The organism is Saccharothrix sp. HUAS TT1, assembly GCF_040744945.1.
Taxonomy (GTDB): Bacteria; Actinomycetota; Actinomycetes; order Mycobacteriales; family Pseudonocardiaceae; genus Actinosynnema.
In genome coordinates this window covers 7,669,661-7,693,138 of record NZ_CP160453.1, presented here as the reverse complement: position 1 = coordinate 7,693,138, position 23,478 = coordinate 7,669,661, and the positions used below count along the sequence as shown (strand labels likewise).

Here is a 23,478-nt window from a genome sequence, read left to right as displayed (position 1 = left end):
CCGCAAAGGAGCCCTGCCATGCGCAAGCTGTTGTCCGGCCTGGGCGTCGCCGCCCTCGCCGTCTCGATCCTGACCACCCCGGCCCACGCCGAGGCCGCCGTCCTGCACGCGGACTCGGCGTGGGCCGTGCCCGGCAGCTACGTCGTCAAGCTCAAGGACGACGCCGTCCTCCCGGCCGTGGTCGACGGCCGGGTCACCCGCGCGTTCCCGGCGTTCGGCGGCTTCGCGGTCTCGTTGACCGCGGAGCGGGCGCGCCGGCTCGCCGCCGACCCCGCGGTGGCCTACGTCGAGCAGGACCAGGTCGTGCGCCCGCACACCACCCAGTACAACCCGCCGTTCGGGCTGGACCGGCTCGACCAGCGGTCGCTGCCCCTCGACCGCGCGTACAGCTACACCTCGACCGGTGCGCGGACCAGGGCGTACGTGATCGACACCGGCCTGCGGACCACGCACACCGAGATCGCGGGCCGCACGTGCCCCGGTTATGACGCGGTCGACAACGACGCCGTGCCGCAGGACGACAACGGTCACGGCACGGCCATCGCGTCCCTCATCGCGGGTCGCACGAACGGGGTCGCGAAGCAGGCCCTGGTGTGCGGCGTGCGGGTGTTCGGCGGCAACGGCAGCGGCACGACCGCGACCGTCATCGCGGGCATCGACTGGGTGGCGCGCAACCACGTCAAGCCCGCTTCGGCGAACCTGAGCCTGGGCGGCGGCCCGTCGACCGCGGTGGACGACGCGGTGCGCCGGCTGATCGCCGCGGGCGTGACCGCGTCGGTGACGGCGGGTGGCAGCAACTCCAACGCGGCCAACTTCTCACCCGCCCGGGTGACGGAGGCGATCACGTCCGGTGCGTCGACCAACGCCGACACCCGCGCTTCGTTCTCGAACTACGGCGCGGTGGTCGACGTCTACGCCCACGGGGTGAGCATCACGGTGGCGTGGCACACCGGCGACACCGCCACGAACACGCTCAGCGGCACGTCGCTGTCCACGGCCTACGTCACCGGGGTGACGCTGAGGTTCCTGCAGCTGAACCCGACCGCCACCCCCGCGCAGGTGCACGCCGCGGTGGTCGCCGAGGCGACCCCGCTGACCTGGGGCCGCCTGCTGCACTGGCCGCCGGCCCGGTAGCCCGGTGACCGCCGGCCGGTGATCCGGTGGCCGGTTCGGCGACCTACTGGTCGGCCAGGTGGGCCGAGGGGGCGAGGACGCAGCGCATCACGACCTCGCCCCCGTCCACCTCGCCCGTGTCGGCGAACCCGAACGCCGCGTACAGCCCGCGGGCCACCGCGTTGCCCGGCACCACGCTCAGCACCAGCTCGCCCCGACCCTCCGCGCGCGCCACCTCCGCGATCGCTGCCAGCCCCTTGCGGCCCAGGCCGCGGCCCTGCGCCCGCCGGTCGATCATGAACCGGACGATGTGCAGCACCTCCGGCCGGTCCCGCTCCAGCAGGGTGAATCCCACCAGGTCCGCTCCGCTGAACAGCGCAAGCGGTTGCAACTTCGGGCGGTGGATCCAGGCGTCCGCGATCGACTTGAGGTTCGTCGCGACGAACGACCGCTGCTCCTCGTGCACCTCCAGGCCGGTGACGACCCGGTAGTTGTCCTCGGTGACCGGTTCCAAGCGCATGGCGGGACCGTAGCGCCGACCCGCCGCCCACGCTCCCGGATTATGGGAAGCCGCAGGTCAGGCGGATTGTTGACGGTGCTGGTTTAACTGGCAATTGTTCACACTTCCGGGTTAATGTCCGAGTTGCCTACCTTAGTGACTGTCAGCGAGGGCAAGGTGGCCCAACGTCACCCCCGAGCCCTGCAAAGCTCCTCGGGGTGGGTTGGGGTCACCGTTCGAAGAACGGAATCCGCATGCGACAGTCACGACAGGTCCGGTTCCTGGCCGGCGTCGGTGTGACGGCGCTCGCCGTCACCGCGACGTCCCTGTTGGCCGCCCCGGCGCAGGCCGCCGAGGGCGAGATCCGCGCCGCCGACGCGACCCACAAGGTCCGCGACCACTTCATCGTCAAGCTCAAGGACGGCGTGTCCGCGTCCGCCGAGGGCCTGGCGGGCCAGTACGGCGGCAAGGTCGACACCGTGTTCCGCAGCGCGATCAACGGCTTCACCGTGTCGCTGCCCGAGGCGGCGGCCAAGCGGCTCGCGGCCAACCCGGCCGTCGAGTACGTCGAGCAGGACCAGGTGTTCACCACCCAGGCGACCCAGACCAACCCGCCGTCGTGGGGCCTGGACCGCATCGACCAGCGCAACCTGCCGCTGGACCGGTCCTACAGCTACACCTCGACCGGCGCGGGCGTGAACGTCTACGTCATCGACACCGGCGTGCGGATCAGCCACAGCACGTTCGGCGGCCGGGCGCGCAACGGCTGGGACGCGGTCGACAACGACTCCGTCGCCCAGGACGGCAACGGCCACGGCACGCACGTCGCGGGCACCATCGCGGGCAGCCAGTACGGCGTCGCCAAGGGCGCGACGGTGTACGGCGTGCGCGTGCTGAACAACGCCGGCAGCGGCACCACCGCCGACGTGGTCGAGGGCATCGACTGGGTGACCAACAACCACGTCAAGCCGGCCGTGGCGAACATGAGCCTCGGCGGCGGCGTCTCCACCACCATCGACTCGGCGGTCAGCCGGTCGATCGCGGCGGGCGTCACCTACGCCATCGCGGCGGGCAACAGCAACACCAACGCCTCCAGCTTCTCCCCGGCCCGCGTGGCCGCGGCGATCACCGTCGGCGCCACCACCAACACCGACGCCCGCGCCAGCTACTCGAACTACGGCTCGGTGCTGGACATCTTCGCGCCGGGCTCGTCGATCACCTCGGCGTGGCACACCAGCGACTCGGCCACCAACACCATCAGTGGCACCTCGATGGCGACCCCGCACGTCGCCGGCGCGGCGGCCCGCTACCTGCAGGGCGCCCGCTCGGCGACCCCGGCCCAGGTGGCGAGCTACCTGGTCGGCCAGGCCACCACGAGCAAGGTGACCAGCCCGGGCACCGGTTCCCCGAACCGCCTGCTCTACCTGGCGCCCAGCGCCTGATCCCGCACCACGTGTTCCGGGGCCGTCCCTGACCAGGGGCGGCCCCGGCCGCGTCCCGGGGCTCCCACCTGCGGATCGCGGATTTCCCCGACGTTCGCCCGGCGCCGCCGCGCCCACCCCCGCTGCCGGGGCAAACCTGGTGGCGTCGACCACGGGGCCGTTGGCTAGCCTTGATGACCAGTCGTCAGTCGAGCTACCCCCCAAGGAGAGCAGTTCCCGTGATGCGCACGCACGAGGCCGGGAAGCTCCGCGCCGAGCACGCCGGGCAGTCCGTCACCCTGACCGGGTGGGTGGCCCGCAGGCGCGATCACGGTGGCGTGATCTTCATCGACTTCCGGGACGCCTCGGGGGTGGCGCAGGTCGTCTTCCGCGAGGGCGAGATGGCCGAGCGCGCGCACAAGCTGCGCTCGGAGTTCGTGGTCAAGGTCGTCGGCGACGTGACCCGCCGCCCCGAGGGCAGCGAGAACCCCGACCTGCCCACCGGCGACGTCGAGGTCTACGCCAGCGAGCTGGAAGTCCTCAACGAGGCCGCGCCGCTGCCGTTCCAGCTGGACGAGCACCTGGAGGTCGGCGAGGAGGCGCGGCTGCGCCACCGCTACCTCGACCTGCGCCGCAGCGGCCCGGCCAAGGCCATGCGGCTGCGCAGCGAGGCCAACCGGATCGCCCGCGACGTGCTGCACGCCGAGGACTTCGTCGAGGTCGAGACCCCCACGCTGACCCGCTCCACGCCCGAGGGCGCGCGCGACTTCCTGGTGCCCGCGCGGTTGCGCCCCGGCTCCTGGTACGCGCTGCCGCAGTCGCCGCAGCTGTTCAAGCAGCTGCTCATGGTCGGCGGCCTGGAGCGGTACTACCAGATCGCCCGCTGCTACCGGGACGAGGACTTCCGCGCCGACCGGCAGCCCGAGTTCACCCAGCTCGACATCGAGATGAGCTTCGTCGAGCAGGACGACGTGATCGCGCTCGGCGAGAAGATCGTCTCCGCGCTGTGGCAGGGGCTGGCCGACCACGAGATCGCCCGGCCGTTCCGCCGCATCTCCTACGCCGAGGCGATGGCCAAGTACGGCACCGACAAGCCGGACCTGCGCTTCGACCTCGAACTGACCGAGCTGACCGAGTACTTCAAGGACACCCCGTTCCGGGTGTTCCAGGCGGCGTACGTGGGCGCGGTCGTCATGCCCGGCGGCGCGTCCCAGCCCCGCCGCACGCTCGACGCGTGGCAGGAGTGGGCCAAGCAGCGCGGCGCCAAGGGCTTGGCGTACGTGCTGGTCCAGGAGGACGGCACGCTCGGCGGCCCGGTCGCCAAGAACCTGTCCGACGCCGAGCGCGACGGCCTGGCCAAGGCCGTCGGCGCGAACCCCGGCGACTGCGTGTTCTTCGGCGCGGGCGACCCGGACGGCGCGCGGGCGCTGCTCGGCGCGGCCCGGGTGGAGATCGCGCACCGGGTCGGCCTGGTCGACGAGAACGCCTGGTCGTTCGTCTGGGTGGTCGACTTCCCCATGTTCGAGGCGGTCGACAAGATCGGCGACGACGTCGCGGTCGGCAGCGGCAAGTGGACCGCGCTGCACCACGCGTTCACCTCGCCGACGCCGGAGTGGATCGACCGGTTCGAGGAGGACCCGGGCAACGCCCTGGCCTACGCCTACGACATCGTGTGCAACGGCAACGAGATCGGCGGCGGGTCGATCCGTATCCACCGCGCCGACGTGCAGCAGCGGGCGTTCCAGGTCATGGGCATCTCGCCCGAGGAGGCGCAGGAGAAGTTCGGCTTCCTGCTGGACGCGTTCAAGTACGGCGCGCCGCCGCACGGCGGCATCGCGTTCGGCTGGGACCGGATCGCCATGCTGCTCGGCGGGTACGACTCGATCCGCGAGGTCATCGCGTTCCCGAAGAGCGGCGGCGGCTACGACCCGCTGACCGCCGCGCCCGCGCCGATCACGCCGCAGCAGCGCAAGGAAGCCGGGGTGGACTTCAAGCCCGCCCCGGAGAAGCCGGCGCAGGAGAAGTCCGCCCCGGAGAAGTCGGCGCAGTAGACCGTGCTGCACCTGCGGGCCATCTGCCCGGTCGAGCGCACCGACGCGGTGCTGACCGCGCTGCGCGAGCACGCCGGCGTCACGCACGTCGTGCTGCTGCGCGGCGCGGCGATCGACCCCGCGGGTGACGTGGTCGAGGCCGACGTCGCCAGGGAGGCCACCGACGAGGTGGTGGCCTCCCTGTGCGACCTCGGCCTCGACCACGACGGCGGCGTCACGCTGGAGCAGATCGACACCGCCCTGTCCGACGCCGCCGACCGCGCCGAGGAGAACGCGCCCGGTGACGGCGCGGACGCCGTGGTGTGGGAGGAGCTGCTGGCCCGCACCGGCGAGGAGTCCCGGCTCAACGCCACCTTCCTGTCGTTCCTGGTGATCGCGTGCCTGCTCACGGCGGTCGCCGTGGTGACGGACTCGCCCGTCACGCTGGTCGGCGCGATGGTCGTCGGACCGGAGTTCGGGCCGCTGGCCGCGATCTCCGTCGGCCTGGTGCTGCGGCGCTGGGACCTGGTCCGCCGGGCGGCGCTGGCGCTGGTCGTCGGCTTCCCGGTGGCGGTGGTGCTCACCGCGGCCGGCGCCTGGGTCGGCTCGCGCACCGGGCTGTTCGACCCCGACCTGGCCCTGGCCGGGCACGAGCTCGACTTCGTCTTCCAGGTCGGGCCGTTCTCGTTGATCGTGGCGCTGCTCGCGGGGGCGGCCGGGATGCTGTCGATGACGTCGGCCAAGTCCGCGGCGCTCGTCGGGGTGTTCATCTCGGTCACCACGGTTCCCGCCGCGGGCTACGCCGCGGTCGCCGCCGTTCTCGGCCAGTGGGACATATGCCTCCAGTCGATTGCACAGCTGGCGGTGAACCTGGGCGGCGTGGTGGTGGCTGCGGCGCTGGTCCTGGCGCTGCGCAACCGCAGCGGCCAGGCCCGTGACCTGGGGCGACCCCTCGCCGGCGGTTGACCGGGCCGCGTTTTCCACAAAAGGTGGTAGCCGACGGCCCGTGAGCACTACCGTCACGGTGCCCGGACGGGTTCTGTCAGCCCGGTGGCCACCGGGAGTAGGGTCGGAGGTGATGAGTGTGGAGATCACCGCCGGCCCGCAGGACATCGACGACGCCGCCCCCTCCGAGCTGGACGACGCGGTGGCGGCGGCCGAGTCGGTGCTGAGCGGGAGGTTCGGCGCACCGGTCCGACTGGCCGACCCCGAAGACCTCGGGGGAGCGGGCCGGTCCGTGGTCGCGCGCGTCCGGGTGGCGCACACCCCGTTCTCGCTGCCGCGCACGCTGGTCCTCAAGCGCTACCCGTCACCGGTGGCCGACCGCGACCCGTTCGCGCACGAGGTGGTGAGCCACAAGCTGCTCACCGCGCTGCCGTCCGAGGAACGCCTCACCCCCGAGCTGGTCGCGCAGGACAACGCCAAGCGGCTGGTGGTGCTCGAAGACCTGGGCAAGGCGCCGCGGTTGGCGGACAAGCTGCTCGGCTCCGACGCGCGGGCCGCCGAGCGCGGGCTGCTGTCGTGGGCGCACGCCATGGGCCGGCTGCACGCGACGACCGCCGGGCGGGACGCGGACTTCGACGCGTTGATGCGCCGCCAGGGCAGCCAGTGCTGCGCCGACCCGATCGTGGTGGACGTGCACACGGCGCTGGCCGGGCTGCCCGAGCTGCTGGTTGAATCGTTGGAAGTCGACACGCCCGAGTCCGTGCGCACGTTCGCCGAGCAGGCCGTGCGCGGGTTCGTGACGTCCCGCCGGCGGGCGTTCAGCCCGTCCACGTCGTGCCCGGACAACCACCTGGTGACCAGCAAGGGCGTGCGGTTCCTCGACTTCGAGGGCGGGTGCGTGCGGGACATCGTGTTCGACGCGGCGTGCCTGCGGGTGCCGTTCCCGTCGTGCTGGTGCGCGTACGGGCTGCCCGCCGGGATGTCGGAGGCGATGGTCGCGGCGTGGCGGGCCGAGGTGTCGTCGGTGTGGCCGGACCTGGACGACGACGCGGTGTTCCTGCCCCGGTTGCTGGAGGCCCAGTTGCTGTGGGTGTGGCTGGGCACGTGGCGCGGCCTGCCCGGACTGGACTCGGCGCTGCCGTCCGGCCACCGCCCGCTCGACTCGCCCCCGCGCGTGGTGGTGCTGACGTCGCGGTGGGTGCGGCTGCGGTCCGACGCGCTGGCCGCGGGCGCCAAGCACATCGCCGCGCACGCCGAGGACGTGATCTCGGCGCTGGTGTCGCGCTACGGCGCACGGGCGGCCGAACTGCCGCTGTACCCGGCTTTCCGCTAGCCGACGGCCGCCTGACCGACGACCGGCTGACCGACAGCCGCCTGGTTGACGGCCGGCCGCCGCACCGGGCTTCCGCCCGCGCCCGATCGCGGACCGCCGTCGCACCCCCGGTTTCCCCCAGCGCTCGGTTCGTGGTTCCCGGTTCGTCCCCGGCCCGTCACGTCGCCGCGCGATGGTCTCCGGTGTGGCCAAGACGGTGCGCAGCCTGGTGGTCCTGGGCGACTCGACGACGGTCGGCGTGGGCGATCCCGTGCCCGGCGGCTGGCGCGGTGTCGGCGCGCTCCTCGCGGCCGCGTTCCCGGACGCGCGGTACCTGAACGCCTCGTTCACCGGCGCCCGGGTGTCGTCCGTGCGGCACGAGCAGCTGCCACGGGCGCTTGCCACGAGCCCGGACGCGGCCGTGGTGCTGGTCGGGATGAACGACACCCTGCGGTCCGACTTCGACGCCCGCCGCCTGCACGCCGACCTGGACGCGGTCGTGTCCGCGCTGGTGTCGGCCGGGTCGACCGTCGTCACCGTGCGGTTCCACGACCACAGCCGGGTGTTCCGGCTGCCCGGCCCGCTGCGGCGGGCGCTGCGGGCGCGGATCGGCGAGCTGAACGCGGTCATCGACGCCGTGGTGCGGCGGCACGGCGTCGAGTGCGTCGACCTCGACCTGCTGACCGGCGCCTACGAGGTGGACACCTGGGCGGTGGACCGGCTGCACCCGTCCGAGGTCGGGCACCGGCGGCTGGCGGCGGCGTTCGCGCGGCGGTTGGCGCAGGCGGGCTGCGAGGTGCCGGGCCGGGTGTCGCCGGTCTGCACGGGCGGGCTCGACGTGACGCCGCTGCACCACGTGGCGTGGTTGGTGGTGAAGGGCATCCCGTGGCTGTGGCGGCGCGGGCGTGACCTGGTGCCCTACGCCGCCACGATCGTGTACCGCTCCTGGACGGGCCACCCCGCGCCGACCGCTGCCGCGACCGGCCGTCAGCCGAGCTCGTAGACGGTCACCCCGCCGATCGTCACGGCCTCGTGGTTCGCCGCGACCCACTCGCCGATCTCGTCGCCACCGCGCATCCCGCCACCGCCCGTCCCACCGGTGACGAAGTAGCCGATCCGACCGTCCGCGACGTACTGCCGGAACTCGTCCAACGTCGGCGCGGGGTCGCCGCCGCTCCAGCCGCCGATGCCGATCACGGCCTTGCCGGAGTCCAGGGACAGCTCGGCCGCGCCCTGCGCGCTCACCGTCGCCGCCGCCCACGTCGACGTCGTGCCCCTGAGCAGGTCGACCAGTTCGTCCGACGTCGTCCCCACCCGGCCACCGCCCACGCCGCCCCCGCCCGCGTACGAGGCGGGCCCGGACATCGGGATCGAACCGGAGTGCGGGGTGGCGGCGGTGGCCACGCCGAACGCCGCCGTCGACAACACCGACGTGACCAGCGCAAGCGCGGCCACCCGGCGCACGCCCACCACGATCGCCGTCGCCACCAGCACGGTCAGCACCGCCACCGCCCAGCGCAGCGCGGGCAGCCACTCGCCGAACCGCTGGAGCAGCGCGAACCCCCAGAACCCGGCGGCGGCGACCACCGCCGCGAGCGCCACCCGCACCGGCAGGTGACCGCGACCCCGCCACAGCTCACGGCCCGCGATGGCGACGAGCGCGGCGACGCCCGGCGCGACAGCGACCGTGTAGTACGGGTGCGTGATGCCGCTCATGAAGCTGAACACGACCCCGTTGCCCAGCACCCAGAGACCCCACATGACCAGGGCCGCGCGGGTGCGGTCGGTGCGCGGCAGCCGTCGGGTGAACCACAGCCCGGCCACCAGCCCGACCAGCGCGGCGGGCAGCAGCCAGGAGACCTCGCCGCCCATGCTCGCCCCGAACAGCCGCCCGATGCCGGTCTCGCCGCCGAACCCGAGGTTGCCGCCACCCCCGCCGTCACCACCGCCGCCGCCGCCGAAGATCCGGCCGAGGCCGTTGTAGCCGATCGCCAGCTCCCACAGCGAGTCGTTCGCCGACCCGCCGATGTAGGGCCGCGACCCGGTCGGCCACAGCTCGACCAGCGCGACGAACCACCCGGCGGACACCGCCACCGCCAGCCCCGCGCCGAGCAGGTGCAGCAACCGCCTGCCGAGCGACGTCGGCGCGGCCAGCAGGTAGACCGCGGTGAACGCGGGCAGCACCAGGAACGCCTGGCCCATCTTGGCCAGGAAGGCGAACCCGATCGCCACGCCCGCCAGCGCCAGCCACCAGCCGGACGCCTTCTCCAACGCCCGCACGGTGCAGTACGCGCCCGCCACCATCAGCAGCACCAGCAGCGCGTCGGGCAGGTTGAACCGGAACACCAGCACGGCGACCGGCGTCACGGCGAGGGCCGCGCCGGCCATCAACCCGGCCACCGGGCCGGACGTGCGCTTCACCGTGGCGTGCAGCAGCCAGACGGCCAGCACCCCCTCGACGGCCTGCGGCGCGAGCGCGGTCCAGCTGGAGAACCCGAAGACCCGCGCGAACAACCCGCTCACCCACAGCGCGGCGGGCGGCTTGTCGACGGTGATCGCGCCACCGGCGTCGGACCCGCCGAACAGCCACGCGACCCAGCTCTGCGAGCCCGCCTGGGTGGCCGCCGCGTAGTAGCTGTTGCCCCAGCCGGACGCGGTGATGTCCCACAGGTAGAGCAACGCGGTCCCGGCCAGCAGCACGACGAGCGCGGGCGTGGTCCAGTTCCGGCCCGACCGCGGCGCGGTGTGCGCGGTCTCGGGCGCTGTCATGGTGATCATGGAAGGTGTCCCCGGGGTCGAGTCGGTCATCGGTTGGTGCGGGGCCGGAACACCCAGTTGCGCAGCAGCAGGAACCGCAGCACGGTGGCGAGCAGGTTGGCCCCGACGACGGCGGCCAGCTCGGCCGGACCGCCGGGCGCGGCGACCAGGTGCAGCAGGGCCAGCGAGCCGCTGGTCAGCCCGAGGCCGAGGCCGAACACGAGCAGCCCCTCGAACTGGTGCCGCCCGGCGCCGCGCCGACCGCGCACGCCGAACGTGAACCGGCGGTTGGCCGCGGTGTTGGCGACGGCGGTGACCAGCAGCGCCACCAGGTTCGCGCCCTGCGCGCCGAGGCCGTCGCGCAGCAGCACGAACAGCAGCAGGTAGGCGAGCGTGCTGACCGCGCCGACCGCGCCGAACCGGACCAGCTGCCGGAACAGCCCGGCGGGCACGCCCGGCGTCCGCGGCTCCAGCGGCTCCCTCCCCAGCTGGGCGCGCAGGTCGCCGATCGGGATGCGCCCGGTCACCAGGCCGCGCGCCACCCGGGCGACGCCCTTGAGGTCGGCCACGGCGGTCGGGACGAGGTCCACCCGGCTGTCCGGGTCGTCCACCCAGTCCACCGGCACCTCGTGGATGCGCGCGCCCGCCCGTTCGGCGAGCACCAGCAGCTCGGTGTCGAAGAACCAGCCGGTGTCCTCGACGTGCGGCAGCAGCCGCCGGGCGACGTCGGCGCGGATCGCCTTGAACCCGCACTGCGCGTCGGTGAACCGGGTCGACAGCGCGCCGCGCAGGATCAGGTTGTAGCAGCGGGAGACGAACTCGCGCTTGGGTCCGCGCACCACCCGCGCGCCGCGCGCCAGCCGGCTGCCGATCGCCAGGTCCGAGTGCCCGGAGGTCAACGACGCCACCAGCGGCGCGAGGGCGGCCAGGTCGGTGGACAGGTCGACGTCCATGTACGCCAGCACGGCGGCGTCCGACGCCGACCACACCTCCTTCAGCGCCCGACCGCGCCCCTTCTCGGCCAGGTGCACCGCGACGACGCCGGGCAGCTCGCGGGTCAGCGCGTCGGCGACGGCGCGCGTCCCGTCGGTGCTCGCGTTGTTCGCGATGGTGATCCGGAACGGGTGGGGGAACGTCCGCCTGAGGTCGGCGTGCAGCTCGCGCACGCAGGGCGCGAGGTCGCGCTCCTCGTTGTGCACCGGCACCACCACGTCGAGCACGGTGGTCGTCGTGAGCGTCGCGAAGGTCATGACGCCACCCTCGGGCGCGTCGCTGGGCGGTTCGTGTGTCATCGCTGTGCGTCCGCTGTGAGGTCGTGGACGGTGACGCCGTCGACCTCCGTCGCGCTGAACGCGTCGGCCACCCACTCGGCGATCCGCCGCGCCGCGTCGCTGCCGGTCTCGGCGCGCACCCCGGCTCCGCCGAGGAAGTAGTGGATCCGCCCGCCTCGGACCAGCTCCTGGAACTCCTCCAGCGTGGGCGCGGGATCGGTGCCGTTGAAGCCGCCGACGGCCATCACCGGCTCGCCGCTGCCGAGCTGGTACCCGGCCGCGTTGTTCGACCCGACGGTCGCCGCCGCCCAGGTGAAGCCCTCGCTGTCCCGCAGCAGCGCCACCAGTTCATCGCCCGGTGTTGGAGCGTTGAGCAGACCGCCCATGCCGCCACCGGCGTTCCGCGTGGCGCCGCCCGGTCCCACCAGGACCAGTCCGCCACCGGACCGGTCCTGCGCCGGACCGGCGCTGGGGATCGCGCCGGAGTGCGGTGTCGCGGCCGTGGCGACGGAGTAGGCTCCCGGTCCGAGCAGGGCGCCGACCACGGCGACCGGCACGACCACGGCGGCGGGCGCGGTCGACGCGAGGAACAGGCCCACCGCGCCGACCAGGCCGAGGACCAGCACGACCACCGCCAGCGGGGTGGACCAGTCCAGCAGCAGCAGGTAGCACTGGAGCGCGGTCACGGCCAGCGCGCCGGACAGCGCCGCCGCCGCGGCGGGCTCGTGCCGCTCGCGCCACAGGGCGACCGCGCCGATCCCGATCAACGCCCCGATCGCCGGGGCCAGCGCCACCGTGTAGTACGCGTGGATGATGCCGTTCATGAAGCTGAACACCGCGGCGGTGACGACCAGCCAGCCGCCCCACAGCGCGAGACCGGCCCGTTCCGCGGTCCGCCCGGCCCACCAGCCGGCGACCAGCAGCACCAGCGCGGTCGGCAGCAACCAGGCGATCTGACCGCCCATCTCGTCCCCGAGCAGCCTGCTCCACCCGGCCGTGCCCCAGCCGCCCCCGCCTCCGACGCTGCCGACCTCGTCACCGGTCAACCTGCCGAGCCCGTTGTAGCCCAGCGCCAGCTCCAGCACGCTGTCGGACTGCGAGCCGCCGACGTGGGGCCGCGAGCCGGCGGGCGTCAGCTCCACCGCCAGCACCCACCAGCCGCCGGCGACGACGACCGCGCCCAGCGCGACGGCCAGGTGCCGCGCCTTGCGCAGCAACGGCGCCCGCGCGAACACCAGGTACGTCAGCCCGAACGCGGGCAGCACCAGGAACGCTTGGAGCATTTTGGCCAGGAACGCGAAACCCACCGCCGCGCCGGCCAGCGCCAACCACCGCGCCGACGCCCCCTCGGTGGCCCGGACCACGCAGTACGCGCCCGCCACGAGCAGCAGCACCATCAGCGCGTCCGGGTTGTTGAACCGGAACATCAGCACCGCGACCGGCGTCAGCGCCAGCACCGCGCCCGCGATCAGGCCGGCGGCCTCACCGGCCGTCCGGCGCACGGTGGCGTGGAGGAGCCACACGCTCGCCACGCCCATGAGCGCCTGCGGTACCAGGATGCTCCAGGCGTTGACCCCGAACAGCCGGGCCGACAGCCCCGTCACCCAGGTCGCCGCCGGTGTCTTGTCGACCGTGATCGAGCCCGCCGGGTCGGTCGCGCCGAAGAACCACGCGTGCCAGCTCTCGGCGCCGGCCTGGGCGGCGGCGGAGTAGTAGGCGTTGGCCCACCCCGAGTCACCCAGGCGCCACAGGTAGAGCACCGCCGTCCCGGCCAACAGCACCAGCAGTGGTAGTCGCGCTCGCATGGGGTCGAGCCTGTCGGCGGACCCTGGGCGGCCCTTGTGCCCCGCCTGTGAGCCCGCTGTGCGCGATTGAACCCGCCGTGCGCGATCAGCGCGGCAGGCGGACGGTGAACGCGGTCCGGCCCGGCTCGCTGTCCAGCCGCACGGACCCGTGGTGCGAGGCCACGACGGCGGCCACGATCGACAGCCCGAGCCCGGTGCTCCCGGCCGCCCGCGACCGCGACGTGTCGCCCCGGCTGAACCGCTCGAACACCTCGCGCTGCGACTCGGGCGGGATGCCCGGACCGTCGTCGGTCACCGCCACCTCCACCGCCCGGTCCACAGTGGACAGCGACGTGGTGACGGTCGTGCCCGGCGGCGTGTGCGTGCGCGCGTTCGACAGCAGGTTCGCCAGCACCTGGTGCAGCTTGTGCGCGTCCCCGGTCACCTGGACCGCGTCCGGCGGCAGCGCCAGCCGCCACTCGTGGTCCGGCCCGGCGATCCGGGCGTCGCTGACGGTGTCGACCACCAGCCGCGACAGGTCGACCGGCTCGCGCGCCAGCGGCCGGCCCGCGTCCAGCCGGGCCAGCAGCAGCAGGTCCTCCACCAGCGACGTCATCCGCACCGCCTCGGACTCCACCCGCCGCATCGCGTGCCCGATCCGCGGCGGCACCTCGTCGGACGTGCGCCGGGTCAGCTCGGCGTAGCCGCGGATGGCGGCCAGCGGGGTGCGCAGCTCGTGGCTGGCGTCGGCGACGAACTGCCGGACCCGGGTCTCGCTGGCGTGCCTGGCCTCCAGGGCGCTGCCGACGTGCCCGAGCATCCGGTTCAGCGCCAGGCCGACCTGGCCCACCTCGGTGCCGGGGTCGGCGTACTCGTCGGGCACCCGCTCGGCCAGCGCCACCTCGCCCTGGTGCAGCGGCAGCTCGGCGACCCGGCTCGCGGTCGCGGCCACCCGCTCCAGCGGGCGCAGCGTGCGGCGCACGATCAGCGCGCCCGCCAGGCTCACCGCGATCACCCCGGCCAGGGCCACCCCGGCCAGCACCCACCCCATCCGCCACACCGTGCTGTTCACGTCGGCCAGCGGCATCCCGACGGTCACCACGGCCCCGCTCCGGGTGACCAGCGAGAGGACCCGGTGGTCGCCCAGCCCCTCCAGCGCCGCCGTGCGGGCGCGGGCGTCGGGCGGCACGCCCTCCATCTGCCTGGTGACGTCGACCGACAGCCCCTCCCGGTCGCCGAAGCCCACCGGCTGCCGCTGGGTGTCCACCACGCCGTCGCCGCGCCGGATCAGCGCCAGCGTCCCGGGCGGGAAGCCCGCGTCGCCCAGCGGGCCGGGCCGCGCCGCGTCGGGCAGGGTGTGCGGCGCCCGCTCCACGTCGCGGCCGATCGTGGCCGCCGCCTCCCACAGCTTCCCGTCCACCTGCTCGACCAGCGAGTCCCGCAGCGCGAACCCGGTCGTCACGCCGATGATGGCGCACACCACCGCCAGCAGCACGACCTGGGCCGCCACCAGCTTGGTCCGCAGCGGCCGGCTCCGGGCGCGCGACGCCCGCCGGTCAGGTCGACGGCTTGAGGACATACCCGGCGCCCCGCATCGTGTGGATCATCGGCGCCCGGCCCGCGTCGATCTTCTTGCGCAGGTAGGAGATGTACAGCTCGACGATGTTGGCCTGGCCGCCGAAGTCGTAGTTCCACACCCGGTCAAGGATCTGCGCCTTCGACAGCACCCGCCGGGGGTTGCGCATCAGGTACCGCAGCAGCTCGAACTCGGTCGCGGTGAGGTCGACCGGGGCGCCGCCTCGGCGCACCTCGCGCGTCTCCTCGTCCAGCACGAGGTCGCCGACCACCAGCTCGGCGCCCGCACGCGCCTCGGTCACGCCGGTGCGGCGCAGCAGGCCGCGCAGCCGCAGCACCACCTCTTCCAGGCTGAACGGCTTGGTCACGTAGTCGTCGCCGCCCGCGGTGAGCCCGGCGATCCGGTCCTCCACCGCGTCCTTCGCGGTCAGGAACAGCACGGGCAGCGCCGGCAGGTCGACGCGCAGCCGGCGCAGCACCTCCAGCCCGTCGAAGTCGGGCAGCATCACGTCCAGCACGACCACGTCCGGCTGGAACTCGCGCGCGGTGCGCACGGCGGACGTGCCGTCCAGCGCGGTGCGCACCTCCCACCGCTCCATCCGCAACGCCATGGACATCAGCTCGGCCAAGGTGGACTCGTCGTCGACCACCAGGACACGCACGGGACTGCCGTCCGGGCGGCGGAGCTCAGGGGAGGACCCCGAAGCGGACACTGGGCGCATGCTCCCATCGTGATCCCGGCCCTTGAGCCGGACCTGTGCCGATCCTGTGTACCACCTGTGAACGCCCGCCACCGCTCGTGGCGCACGCACAGCCGCCGCCCAAGGACCGCACAGCCCACGCACAGGCTCCACCGGGACGTTGGTCGCCATGACTACCGAAACCGAGCAGCAACCGACGTGGGGCGAGGAACCGCCGCCGCGGGCCGCCGCCGCGGGACCCGGCTGGAACGGCCGCAAGGCCCTCGCCGCGGTCGCCATCGCCGTGGGCATCGCCGCCGTCGGCGGCGGGGTCATCTACGCGGCGAGCAAACCCGAGGCGGCCCGGGGCGCGATGGGCGGACCCGGCGGCTACGGCGTGCGCGGCGGTCCCGGCGGCGGTCTCGTGATCATGGGTGGGCCGTTCGGCGACGCGCAGCACGGCGAGTTCCAGAACGGCGAGGTCACCGAGGTCGGCGACTCGTCCATCACGGTGAAGAGCACCGACGGGTTCAGCGGGACCTACCGGATCGACGACGACACGCGGGTGAACGGCGGCCAGGGCGACCTGGACGACATCGCCGTCGGCGACGTCGTCAGCGTCATCGCCTCCTCCGGGACCGGCGACGAGCCCACCGCGGACAGCATCACGGAGGGCGACGTGCAGCGCGGCGGACCCCCGCAGCGGGCGGGCGGCGGCCGGCAGGGGACCCCTCCGACCCGGTAGAACTACCGGTATGACCCGATTGGCGCTCTCGGCGCTGCTGGCGACCCTGGCCCTGCTCGGGGCGGCGGCCCCGGCGTCCGCCCACACCGAGCTGGTGTCGAGCGACCCGGCGAGCGGCGCGTCGCTGCCGCAGCGGCCGACGCAGCTCACGCTGACGTTCACCGAACCGGTGCCCGCCGAGAGCGCCACGGTCACCGTCCTGGCCCCCGACGGCAGCGCCTGGCCGCTGGGGGAGGTCACCGCCCGCGGCGCGACGCTGACCGTCGCGCTGCTGGAGACCGGCTCGCCCGCCGGGCAGTACCAGGTGGCCTGGCAGGTCGAGTCGCTGGACGGCGACTTCGTGGACGGCACGTACGCGTTCACCCTGACCGCGCCGCCCCGGCAGCAGGCGCCGGCCGTCACCACGCCCGGCGCGCCACCGGCCGTGACGTCGGCGGAGACCGCGACGGCCACCGCGACCACCACCCCGTCGGTGGCCACCATCACCGAGCCGACCACCGGGACTTCCACCCCGGCGGCCACGTCCTCCTCCTCTTCCGGCGACGACGGCGGCCTGCCGCTGTGGGTGTGGGTCCTGATCGCGGCCGTGGCGGCGCTGGCTGCCGTCACGGTCTTCGTCGGCCTGCGACGACGTGCGAAGGGCGACGACACCGCCGAAAAGGCAGCGGACTAGTCAACCGTCAATGGTTACGGTCTGCCGCATGACCGGATCTCCTCTGCACCGCCGCGCCCTGCTCGCGGGCGGCGCCGCGGGCGTGCTCGCCGTCGCCGGGTTCCACACGGTGGCGCGGGCCGCCCCGGAAGACCGGACTGGGGGACGGCGGTTCACGCTCACCGTCCTCGGCACCACCGACCTGCACGGCAACGTGTTCAACTGGGACTACTTCGCCGACCGCGAGTTCGACGACGCCGCGCACAACGACGTCGGCCTGGCGAAGCTGTCCACACTGGTCAAGGCCGTCCGGCAGGAACGAGGAGCGCACCGGACGCTGCTCATCGACGCGGGCGACACCATCCAGGGCACCCCGCTGGCGTACTACTACGCCAAGGTCGAGCCCATCGGCCGCCGCCGCGTGCACCCGATGGCCACCGCGATGAACGAGCTCGGCTACGACGCCGCCGCGCTCGGCAACCACGAGTTCAACTACGGCATCCCCCTGCTGCGCGCGTTCGAGAAGCAGCTGGACTTCCCGCTGCTCGCGGCGAACGCGGTCGACGCGGCCACCGGCGAGCCCGCGTTCCGCCCGTACGTGATCAAGACCGTGTGGCGGACCGGGGCCGCGCCGCTGCGGGTCGGCGTCCTCGGCCTGACCAACCCGGGCATCGCGATCTGGGACAAGGCGCACGTCGAGGGCCGGATGACGTTCCCCGGCGTGCTGGAGCAGGCCCGCGAGTGGGTGCCGAAGGTGCGCGAGGCGGGCGCGGACCTGGTCGTCGTGGCGGCGCACTCCGGCGCGGACCTGTCGTCGTCGCTGGGCGACCTGCTGCCGTTCCCGGAGAACTGCTCGGCCCTGGTCGCCGAGGAGGTGCCGGGCATCGACGCGATCCTGGTCGGCCACGCGCACACCGAGATCGCGCAGCGGTTCGTCACGAACAAGGCCACCGGCGCGCGGGTGCTGCTGACCGAGCCGCTGTTCTGGGGCAAGCGGCTCAGCCTGATGGAGTTCGACCTGGTCTGGACGCCGGGGCGGGGCTGGCGCAACGAGGCGTCCCGCTCGCAGGTGCTCGACACCACCACCGTGCCCGAGGACCCGGTCATCGTCCGCCGGCTGCGCGACGACCACGACAAGGTGGTCGCCTACGTCAACTCCAGGATCGGCACGTCGAAGGCGGCGATGTCGGCGGCGACCGCCCGCTACGAGGACACCGCCGTGCTCGACTTCGTCAACCGGGTGCAGGGCGAGGCGCTGAAGGCCGACCTGGGCGCGGCGCTGCCCGTGCTGTCGCTGGCGTCGCCGTTCAACAAGGCCGCCGCGATCCCGGCGGGCGACGTGTCGGTGCGGGACGTGGCCGGGCTCTACGTCTACGACAACACCCTGTTCGGCGTCCGCCTCACCGGGGCGCAGCTCAAGGACTACCTGGAGCGCTCGGCGGCGTACTACCAGGCGGTGACCACGCCGGGCCCGCACCGGCCGGACGCGCTGACCAACGCGGGCGGCACGCCCGACTACCTCTACGACGTGGCGGCCGGCCTGGACGCGCCGCTGACCTACGACGTCGACCTGGCCCGGCCGGTCGGGCAGCGGATCACCGGCCTGTCCTACGACGGCGCGCCGGTGGCGGCGGACCAGGCGTTCGCGGTGGCGGTCAACAACTACCGGCAGTCGGGCGGCGGCAACTTCCCGCACGTCGCCACCGCTCCGGTGCTGCACAACCGGCAGCTGGAGATCCGGCAGCTGATCATCGACTGGGTGCGGGAGCGGGGCGAGGTCGACCCGGCGGCGCTGCACCGGGTGGACTGGCGGCTGGTCGTCGGCGGCACCCCGGTGGTGGTCGGGTGAGCGCGGCGGACGGCGCCCTGCCGGACGTGCTCGGGCCGGGGCTGGAGGTGTTGTTCTGCGGCATCAACCCCGGTCTGATGTCGGCCGCCAAGGGGCAGCACTTCGCCCGGCCGGGCAACCGGTTCTGGCCGGCGCTGCACCTGTCCGGCTTCACGCCGCGGCTGCTGCGCCCCGACGAGCAGGACGAGCTGCCGGGCTACGGGCTGGGCATCACGAACCTGGTCGCCCGACCGACGGCGAAGGCCGACGAGCTGACCGCCGAGGAGCTGCGGGCGGGTGGCGCGCGGCTGACCGAGCTGGCCCGCGAGCACCGGCCGAAGGTGGTCGCGGTCGTCGGCGTGACGGCGTACCGGGCCGCGTTCGGGCGCAAGGGCGCGAAGGTCGGCCCGCAGGAGGAGCTGATCGCGTCGGCCCGGCTGTGGGTGCTGCCGAACCCGAGCGGGCTGAACGCGCACTACCGGCTGGCCGACCTGGCCGAGGTGTTCGGCCGGCTGCGGGCGGAGGTCGAGCGGGCGGGCTAGAGGGGGCGGGCTGGAGGGGTCGGTTCAGAGGGCGCGCAGGCCGGCCAGCACCCGTTCCAGCAGGGTGAGGTCCGGCCCGCCGGGAGCGGCGGCGTTGTCGTGCACCGCGACGACGCCCATGCCGATGAGGTCGCCGAGCAGCACCCGCACCACGCCGAGCGGCACCGCCAGCAGCGCGGACACCTCGGCCACCGACCGCGGGTCGGCGCACACCTCCACGATCGACCGCTGCTCGGCCGTGGTGTCGCGCATGGCCACCGCGATGCCGCGCTCCTCCAGCGAGACCAGCGTCTCCAGCCTCAGGTCGTACTCGGACGCCGTGCGGCCGCCGGTCCACGCGTAGGGGCGGACCAGGGGACCGGAGAACTCCTCGACGGCGGGCTCGGGCTCCCGGGCGGCCGGGATGGCCGGGATGGTCGGGGGCTCGGCCCGGAACGGCGCGGTCTCCGCCGGCGGGTCGTCGCGGACCTCCTCCAGGCTGCGGCGCAACGCCGCCGAGCCGAACCGGGCGCCCGTGGCGCCGACCTCGCCGCGCGACCGCCGCTTGCGCGCGGGCTCGGGCGGCGCCGGTTGCTCCCCGTCGAGGTGGCGGCGCAGTGCGGGGGAGCCGAAGCGGGCGCCGGTCGTGCCGACCTCACCGCGCGGGGACCGGCGGCGTCTGCGCTCGCCGCCGGTCGGCTCCGGGTCAGAGCTGCCTGTGCTCACCCTGTGGGAACCTAGACCGAACCCGGTCCGGATGATGTCCGGCGTGTTTCGACTCCGTGCAATCCTCGTTAACCGCCGCACATGCGCGGGCTCTGGGTGCCTGGAGGATGATGTGGCCATGCGCATCCGCGAGGTCGAGATCTCCGACGACATGATCAGGTTGGGCCAGTTCCTCAAGCTGGCGGGCCTGGCGGACAACGGCGCGCACGCCCGGGAACTGGTCGAGTCGGACGAGGTGACGGTGAACGGCAGGCTGGAGACGCGGCGCGGCGCCCAGCTGCACGACGGCGACGTGATCGCCGTCGGCGACGAGAAGGCACGCCTGGTCGCCGGCCGCTGACCCCACCGGCAGCCCACCGCCGGCCCTGCCGCAGTCGGGTCCGGCGAGTGGCGTCCACCACAGGTCGCTCCACCGCACCCGCGCGCTCCAGACGTCCGACCAGCCGATGTCTACCGGCACGACCGCCACCGCCCCCGTTCGCACCGGGGGAGTGGCGCTCGTCACTCCCGGTTGGCCGAACGTTCCCGGAAATACCGCGCGCCGGTCACCCGAAGCGCCCGGCCCGTTGCGCCGAATAGCTCTACCCGGTCTGTGGAAGGGTGATGGCAACCCGCCGCGGTGCGGTCTGCCGCCGACTCCTCCGGAGCACTTTCGAAGAAATTCGAAGCCGTAGTTCCGGCTGCCGCCGAAAACCCCCCTGTAACGCGGGACGCCCCGAACGCGATGGACGTGTCCGCGCGCCTGCGCGACGGTCTCCGGACCACTGTGGAGGCTCACTCCCGGTGCTGTGGCAAGCCTTTTCCGGACACCTCGGCGGTGACCCGAAGTCACCTCGCGAACCGTCTGGGTGTGCGCCGCCCGGTCCGCCGAGGAATGGTCGCCGACGAACTTGTAACGCATCCGGCCAGTGCGACGAATCACCATTTGGCTGGCCGAGGAATCGCCTGCCGCACCATTTGTCGTACACCACGCGGGTCCGTCGGGGATGCCCTGCGAACGTGCACGTCCGAACCGGCCCAACCCCCGGGGAGCACCACGATGAGCGAGCAGGTCCAGCCCACGCGACACAGACCGGTCGCGAGGATGGGCGCCAACCGCACGACCCACCCCACCGTCGGCAGCTGGGAACCCGCCTACCGCTACGGCGTCATCACGGCCGACGTCCTGTGCACGGTCGTGGTCGTCGCGCTGGCGGGCTTCTTCCTGTCCTCCCGCCACGCCTCGTTCGCGCCGCTGCCGCTGATCGCGCTGGAGGCCGTCACGGTCGCGGTGGTCATCGGGTCCCTGTTCCTCAACCGGGTCTGGAACCCCATGGTGCTCGGCCAGGGCGCGGAGGAGTTCCGCCGCCTCGGCCGCGGCCTGTTCAGCTCCGTCGTCGCGCTCGGCCTCGGCGCGCTCGCGGCGGGGCTGCCCGGCGCGCGCCTGTGGGTGTTCGTGGTCGGACCGGCCGTCGCGCTGGTCGCCCTCCCGGTCCGCTACCTGCTCCGCCGCCCGCTGCACCGCGCCCGCGGCGAGGGCCGCTGCCTGCTGCCGGTGCTCGCCGCCGGCAACGTCGACACCGTCACCGACCTGATCGGCCGGACCCGCCGCGCGCCCCACCTGGGCTGGCGCGTGGACGCCGTGTGCACCGTGGACGGTCGCGCCGAGATCGGCGTCGAGCTGGAAGGCGTCCCGGTCGTCGGCCGGTTCGGCGAACTGGCCGAGCAGGTCCGCCGCGGCGGCTACCGGATCGTCGCGGTCACCGCCGACGCCTACTGGACGCCGCGCCGGCTCCAGCAGCTCGCCTGGGACCTGGAGGGCACCGGCGCCGAGATGGTCGTCGCGCCCGCCCTGATGGACTTCGCCGGACCGCGGCTGCACGTCACCGGCGTGCTCGGGATGCCGCTGCTGCGGGTGAGCGAGCCGAAGTTCACCGGCCTCCGCCGGCTGGTCAAGGCGACCGTGGACAAGGTCGGCGCGGCGGCGCTGCTCGCGCTGCTGAGCCCGGTGCTGCTGGCCGTCGCGGTGGCGATCATGGTCGACACCAGGGGCCCGGTGCTCTACCGGCAGCGCCGCGTCGGCAAGGACGGCGCGCCGTTCACCATCGTCAAGTTCCGCACCATGGTCACCAACGCCGACGCGCTGCGCGCCAAGCTCCAGGCGGTGAACGAGGGCGCGGGCGTGCTGTTCAAGATGCGCCACGACCCGCGCGTCACCGCGGTGGGCCGGTTCCTGCGGCGCTACTCGATGGACGAGCTGCCCCAGCTGTTCAACGTGCTCACCGGCACCATGTCGCTGGTCGGCCCCCGGCCGCCGCTGCCGGAGGAGAGCGCCAAGTACGGCCCGGACATGCGCCGCCGGCTGCTGGTGAAGCCCGGTCTGACCGGCCTGTGGCAGGTCTCCGGCCGCAGCGACCTGTCCTGGGACGAGTCGGTGCGGCTCGACCTGCGCTACGTCGAGGAGTGGTCGCTCGCCCTCGACGCGTTGATCCTGTGGAAGACCTTCCGCGCCGTTTTCGGCGGTCAAGGGGCATATTGAGATGAGCAAGGACAACGACCAGCCGATCGGCACCGCCGTCATCGGCGCCGGCTACTGGGGCCCGAACCTGGTGCGCAACGCGCAGGCCACCCCCGGCCTGGAGCTGCGCTACCTGTGCGACCTGGACGTCGAGCGGGCCCGGCGGGTGCTCGGCGACTACTCCTCGGTCCGGGTCTCCGGCTCGCTGGACGACGTGCTCGCCGACCCGGCGGTCGACGCGGTCGCCATCGCCACCCCGGCGGCCACCCACCTGCCGGTCGCGCTGGCGGCGTTGCGGGCGGGCAAGCACGTGCTGGTGGAGAAGCCCCTGGCGGCGAACTACGCGGACGGGCTGGAACTGGTCCGCGAGGCCGAGGCCCGCGGGCTGACGCTGATGCTCGACCACACCTTCGCCTACACCCCCGCCGTGCAGCACCTGCGCGAGCTGGTCCGCGGCGGCGAGGTCGGGACCGTGCAGTACCTCGACTCGGTGCGGGTCAACCTCGGGCTGGTGCAGCCGGACGTGGACGTGTTCTGGGACCTGGCGCCGCACGACCTGTCCATCTTCGACGCGATCCTGCCCGACGGCGTGCGGGTGGCCAGGGTGTCCGCGCACGGCTCGGACCCGATCGGCGCGGGGCGCGCGTGCGTCGGCCACCTGACGCTGGAGCTGTCCGACGGCGTGCTGGCGCACGTGCACGTGAACTGGCTGTCGCCGACCAAGATCCGCACCATGATCGTCGGCGGCTCCCGCCGGATGGTGGTCTGGGACGACCTGAACACCGTGCAGCGCATCTCGGTGCACGACCGGGGCGCGGACCGCGTCGAGGACGACGAGGACCGCCGCCAGGCGATCGTCTCCTACCGGCGCGGCGCCACCGTCGCGCCCGCGCTGCCGGAGAAGGAGGCGCTGCGCGCGATGATGGCCGAGTTCGCCGCCTCGATCACCGAGAAGCGGGCGCCGCTGACCGACGGCTGGTCCGGCCTGCGCGTGCTGGCCACCCTCGAAGCGGCCTCCGCCAGCCTCGCCGCCGACGGCGCGTTCGTCGACGTGCCGCGGGTCGACGGACCCGGGCCGTTCGACGCCGCCTGAGCGGTGGCCGGACCGAGATGATCCCCGTG

The 23,478-nt window shown here is 73.7% G+C and carries 20 protein-coding genes; 13 read left to right on the top strand and 7 right to left on the bottom strand.

Going from position 1 to position 23,478, the window contains the following annotated elements; translation table 11 throughout:
• The first annotated feature begins 18 nt into the window (after nucleotides 1-18).
• Nucleotides 19-1,134: a S8 family peptidase gene (locus AB0F89_RS33665; protein WP_367129928.1), complete on the top strand. Its 1,116-nt coding sequence runs from the start codon at nucleotides 19-21 to the stop codon at nucleotides 1,132-1,134.
• Between the two features lie 43 nt (nucleotides 1,135-1,177).
• Here AB0F89_RS33665 and AB0F89_RS33660 read toward each other — a convergent pair whose 3' ends face one another.
• Complete coding sequence (locus AB0F89_RS33660; RefSeq protein WP_367129926.1) at nucleotides 1,178-1,633, bottom strand: GNAT family N-acetyltransferase; 456 nt, start codon at nucleotides 1,631-1,633, stop codon at nucleotides 1,178-1,180.
• Between the two features lie 233 nt (nucleotides 1,634-1,866).
• Between AB0F89_RS33660 and AB0F89_RS33655 the strand changes: the two genes are divergently transcribed.
• The 5 genes from AB0F89_RS33655 (at nucleotide 1,867) to AB0F89_RS33635 (ending at nucleotide 8,323) form a co-directional block, all read left to right on the top strand.
• On the top strand, nucleotides 1,867-3,054 hold the full coding sequence (locus tag AB0F89_RS33655) for a S8 family peptidase (RefSeq protein WP_367129924.1): 1,188 nt from the start codon (nucleotides 1,867-1,869) through the stop codon (nucleotides 3,052-3,054).
• Nucleotides 3,055-3,272: 218 nt separating this feature from the next.
• Nucleotides 3,273-5,084, top strand: a complete 1,812-nt coding sequence (gene aspS, locus AB0F89_RS33650; RefSeq protein ID WP_367129922.1) for an aspartate--tRNA ligase — start codon at nucleotides 3,273-3,275, stop codon at nucleotides 5,082-5,084.
• A gap of 3 nt (nucleotides 5,085-5,087) precedes the next feature.
• The gene (locus AB0F89_RS33645) at nucleotides 5,088-6,029 is read left to right on the top strand and encodes a DUF389 domain-containing protein (protein ID WP_367129920.1); all 942 of its coding nucleotides are present in this window, start codon (nucleotides 5,088-5,090) and stop codon (nucleotides 6,027-6,029) included.
• Between the two features lie 112 nt (nucleotides 6,030-6,141).
• On the top strand, nucleotides 6,142-7,341 hold the full coding sequence (locus AB0F89_RS33640; protein WP_367129918.1) for a hypothetical protein: 1,200 nt from the start codon (nucleotides 6,142-6,144) through the stop codon (nucleotides 7,339-7,341).
• Nucleotides 7,342-7,525: 184 nt separating this feature from the next.
• Nucleotides 7,526-8,323: an SGNH/GDSL hydrolase family protein gene (locus AB0F89_RS33635; protein ID WP_367129916.1), complete on the top strand. Its 798-nt coding sequence runs from the start codon at nucleotides 7,526-7,528 to the stop codon at nucleotides 8,321-8,323.
• Here the strand turns inward: AB0F89_RS33635 and AB0F89_RS33630 are convergent.
• From AB0F89_RS33630 to AB0F89_RS33610, 5 genes are all read right to left on the bottom strand, one after another.
• Nucleotides 8,308-10,089: a glycosyltransferase family 39 protein gene (locus AB0F89_RS33630; RefSeq protein ID WP_367129914.1), complete on the bottom strand. Its 1,782-nt coding sequence runs from the start codon at nucleotides 10,087-10,089 to the stop codon at nucleotides 8,308-8,310. The genes AB0F89_RS33635 and AB0F89_RS33630 overlap by 16 nt on opposite strands.
• 35 nt (nucleotides 10,090-10,124) lie before the next feature.
• A complete protein-coding gene (locus AB0F89_RS33625; RefSeq protein ID WP_367129912.1) occupies nucleotides 10,125-11,327 on the bottom strand; it encodes a glycosyltransferase in 1,203 nt (400 codons plus the stop codon).
• Nucleotides 11,328-11,365: 38 nt separating this feature from the next.
• A complete protein-coding gene (locus AB0F89_RS33620; RefSeq protein WP_367129910.1) occupies nucleotides 11,366-13,153 on the bottom strand; it encodes an ArnT family glycosyltransferase in 1,788 nt (595 codons plus the stop codon).
• 85 nt (nucleotides 13,154-13,238) lie between these two features.
• On the bottom strand, nucleotides 13,239-14,642 hold the full coding sequence (locus tag AB0F89_RS33615) for a sensor histidine kinase (RefSeq protein ID WP_367129908.1): 1,404 nt from the start codon (nucleotides 14,640-14,642) through the stop codon (nucleotides 13,239-13,241).
• 46 nt (nucleotides 14,643-14,688) lie between these two features.
• On the bottom strand, nucleotides 14,689-15,429 hold the full coding sequence (locus tag AB0F89_RS33610; protein WP_367129906.1) for a response regulator transcription factor: 741 nt from the start codon (nucleotides 15,427-15,429) through the stop codon (nucleotides 14,689-14,691).
• 148 nt (nucleotides 15,430-15,577) lie between these two features.
• On the opposite strand from AB0F89_RS33610, the gene AB0F89_RS33605 reads away from it, so the two are divergent.
• From AB0F89_RS33605 to mug, 4 genes are read left to right on the top strand one after another with little or no spacing between them, the layout of a single operon-like run.
• Entirely contained in the window at nucleotides 15,578-16,132 is a 555-nt protein-coding gene (locus AB0F89_RS33605; RefSeq protein ID WP_367129904.1) for a hypothetical protein, read from the top strand.
• 10 nt (nucleotides 16,133-16,142) lie between these two features.
• Nucleotides 16,143-16,805, top strand: a complete 663-nt coding sequence (locus tag AB0F89_RS33600) for a copper resistance protein CopC (RefSeq protein WP_367129902.1) — start codon at nucleotides 16,143-16,145, stop codon at nucleotides 16,803-16,805.
• Nucleotides 16,806-16,833: 28 nt separating this feature from the next.
• A complete protein-coding gene (locus AB0F89_RS33595; protein WP_367129900.1) occupies nucleotides 16,834-18,633 on the top strand; it encodes a bifunctional UDP-sugar hydrolase/5'-nucleotidase in 1,800 nt (599 codons plus the stop codon).
• On the top strand, nucleotides 18,630-19,154 hold the full coding sequence (gene mug, locus AB0F89_RS33590; protein WP_367129898.1) for a G/U mismatch-specific DNA glycosylase: 525 nt from the start codon (nucleotides 18,630-18,632) through the stop codon (nucleotides 19,152-19,154). The genes AB0F89_RS33595 and mug overlap by 4 nt, the downstream gene beginning before the upstream one ends.
• A 24-nt stretch (nucleotides 19,155-19,178) precedes the next feature.
• Here mug and AB0F89_RS33585 read toward each other — a convergent pair whose 3' ends face one another.
• On the bottom strand, nucleotides 19,179-19,859 hold the full coding sequence (locus AB0F89_RS33585) for a DUF742 domain-containing protein (RefSeq protein WP_367129896.1): 681 nt from the start codon (nucleotides 19,857-19,859) through the stop codon (nucleotides 19,179-19,181).
• Nucleotides 19,860-19,977: 118 nt separating this feature from the next.
• Here AB0F89_RS33585 and AB0F89_RS33580 point away from each other — a divergent pair, with 118 nt between their 5' ends.
• The 3 genes from AB0F89_RS33580 to AB0F89_RS33570 all read left to right on the top strand — a co-directional run bounded on the left by AB0F89_RS33580 (nucleotide 19,978) and on the right by AB0F89_RS33570 (nucleotide 23,449).
• The gene (locus AB0F89_RS33580) at nucleotides 19,978-20,199 is read left to right on the top strand and encodes an RNA-binding S4 domain-containing protein (RefSeq protein WP_367129894.1); all 222 of its coding nucleotides are present in this window, start codon (nucleotides 19,978-19,980) and stop codon (nucleotides 20,197-20,199) included.
• A 744-nt stretch (nucleotides 20,200-20,943) separates the two neighbouring features.
• Nucleotides 20,944-22,377 (top strand): sugar transferase, encoded by a 1,434-nt coding sequence (locus AB0F89_RS33575; protein ID WP_367139111.1) that lies wholly within the window; start codon nucleotides 20,944-20,946, stop codon nucleotides 22,375-22,377.
• 1 nt (nucleotide 22,378) lies between these two features.
• A complete protein-coding gene (locus tag AB0F89_RS33570; protein ID WP_367129892.1) occupies nucleotides 22,379-23,449 on the top strand; it encodes a Gfo/Idh/MocA family protein in 1,071 nt (356 codons plus the stop codon).
• Nucleotides 23,450-23,478 lie beyond the last annotated feature (29 nt).

What these genes read in the sequence shown, in the direction of transcription:
- AB0F89_RS33665 (WP_367129928.1), top strand. Translation starts at nt 19, where the DNA reads ATGCGCAAGCTGTTGTCCGGCCTGGGCGTCGCCGCCCTCGCCGTCTCG.
- AB0F89_RS33610 (WP_367129906.1), bottom strand. Translation starts at nt 15,429, where the DNA reads ATGCGCCCAGTGTCCGCTTCGGGGTCCTCCCCTGAGCTCCGCCGCCCG.
- AB0F89_RS33570 (WP_367129892.1), top strand. Translation starts at nt 22,379, where the DNA reads ATGAGCAAGGACAACGACCAGCCGATCGGCACCGCCGTCATCGGCGCC.
- AB0F89_RS33655 (WP_367129924.1), top strand. Translation starts at nt 1,867, where the DNA reads ATGCGACAGTCACGACAGGTCCGGTTCCTGGCCGGCGTCGGTGTGACG.
- AB0F89_RS33630 (WP_367129914.1), bottom strand. Translation starts at nt 10,089, where the DNA reads ATGACAGCGCCCGAGACCGCGCACACCGCGCCGCGGTCGGGCCGGAAC.
- AB0F89_RS33600 (WP_367129902.1), top strand. Translation starts at nt 16,143, where the DNA reads ATGACCCGATTGGCGCTCTCGGCGCTGCTGGCGACCCTGGCCCTGCTC.
- AB0F89_RS33640 (WP_367129918.1), top strand. Translation starts at nt 6,142, where the DNA reads ATGAGTGTGGAGATCACCGCCGGCCCGCAGGACATCGACGACGCCGCC.
- AB0F89_RS33605 (WP_367129904.1), top strand. Translation starts at nt 15,578, where the DNA reads ATGACTACCGAAACCGAGCAGCAACCGACGTGGGGCGAGGAACCGCCG.
- AB0F89_RS33580 (WP_367129894.1), top strand. Translation starts at nt 19,978, where the DNA reads ATGCGCATCCGCGAGGTCGAGATCTCCGACGACATGATCAGGTTGGGC.
- AB0F89_RS33620 (WP_367129910.1), bottom strand. Translation starts at nt 13,153, where the DNA reads ATGCGAGCGCGACTACCACTGCTGGTGCTGTTGGCCGGGACGGCGGTG.
- AB0F89_RS33660 (WP_367129926.1), bottom strand. Translation starts at nt 1,633, where the DNA reads ATGCGCTTGGAACCGGTCACCGAGGACAACTACCGGGTCGTCACCGGC.
- AB0F89_RS33625 (WP_367129912.1), bottom strand. Translation starts at nt 11,327, where the DNA reads ATGACCTTCGCGACGCTCACGACGACCACCGTGCTCGACGTGGTGGTG.
- AB0F89_RS33595 (WP_367129900.1), top strand. Translation starts at nt 16,834, where the DNA reads ATGACCGGATCTCCTCTGCACCGCCGCGCCCTGCTCGCGGGCGGCGCC.
- AB0F89_RS33575 (WP_367139111.1), top strand. Translation starts at nt 20,944, where the DNA reads ATGGGCGCCAACCGCACGACCCACCCCACCGTCGGCAGCTGGGAACCC.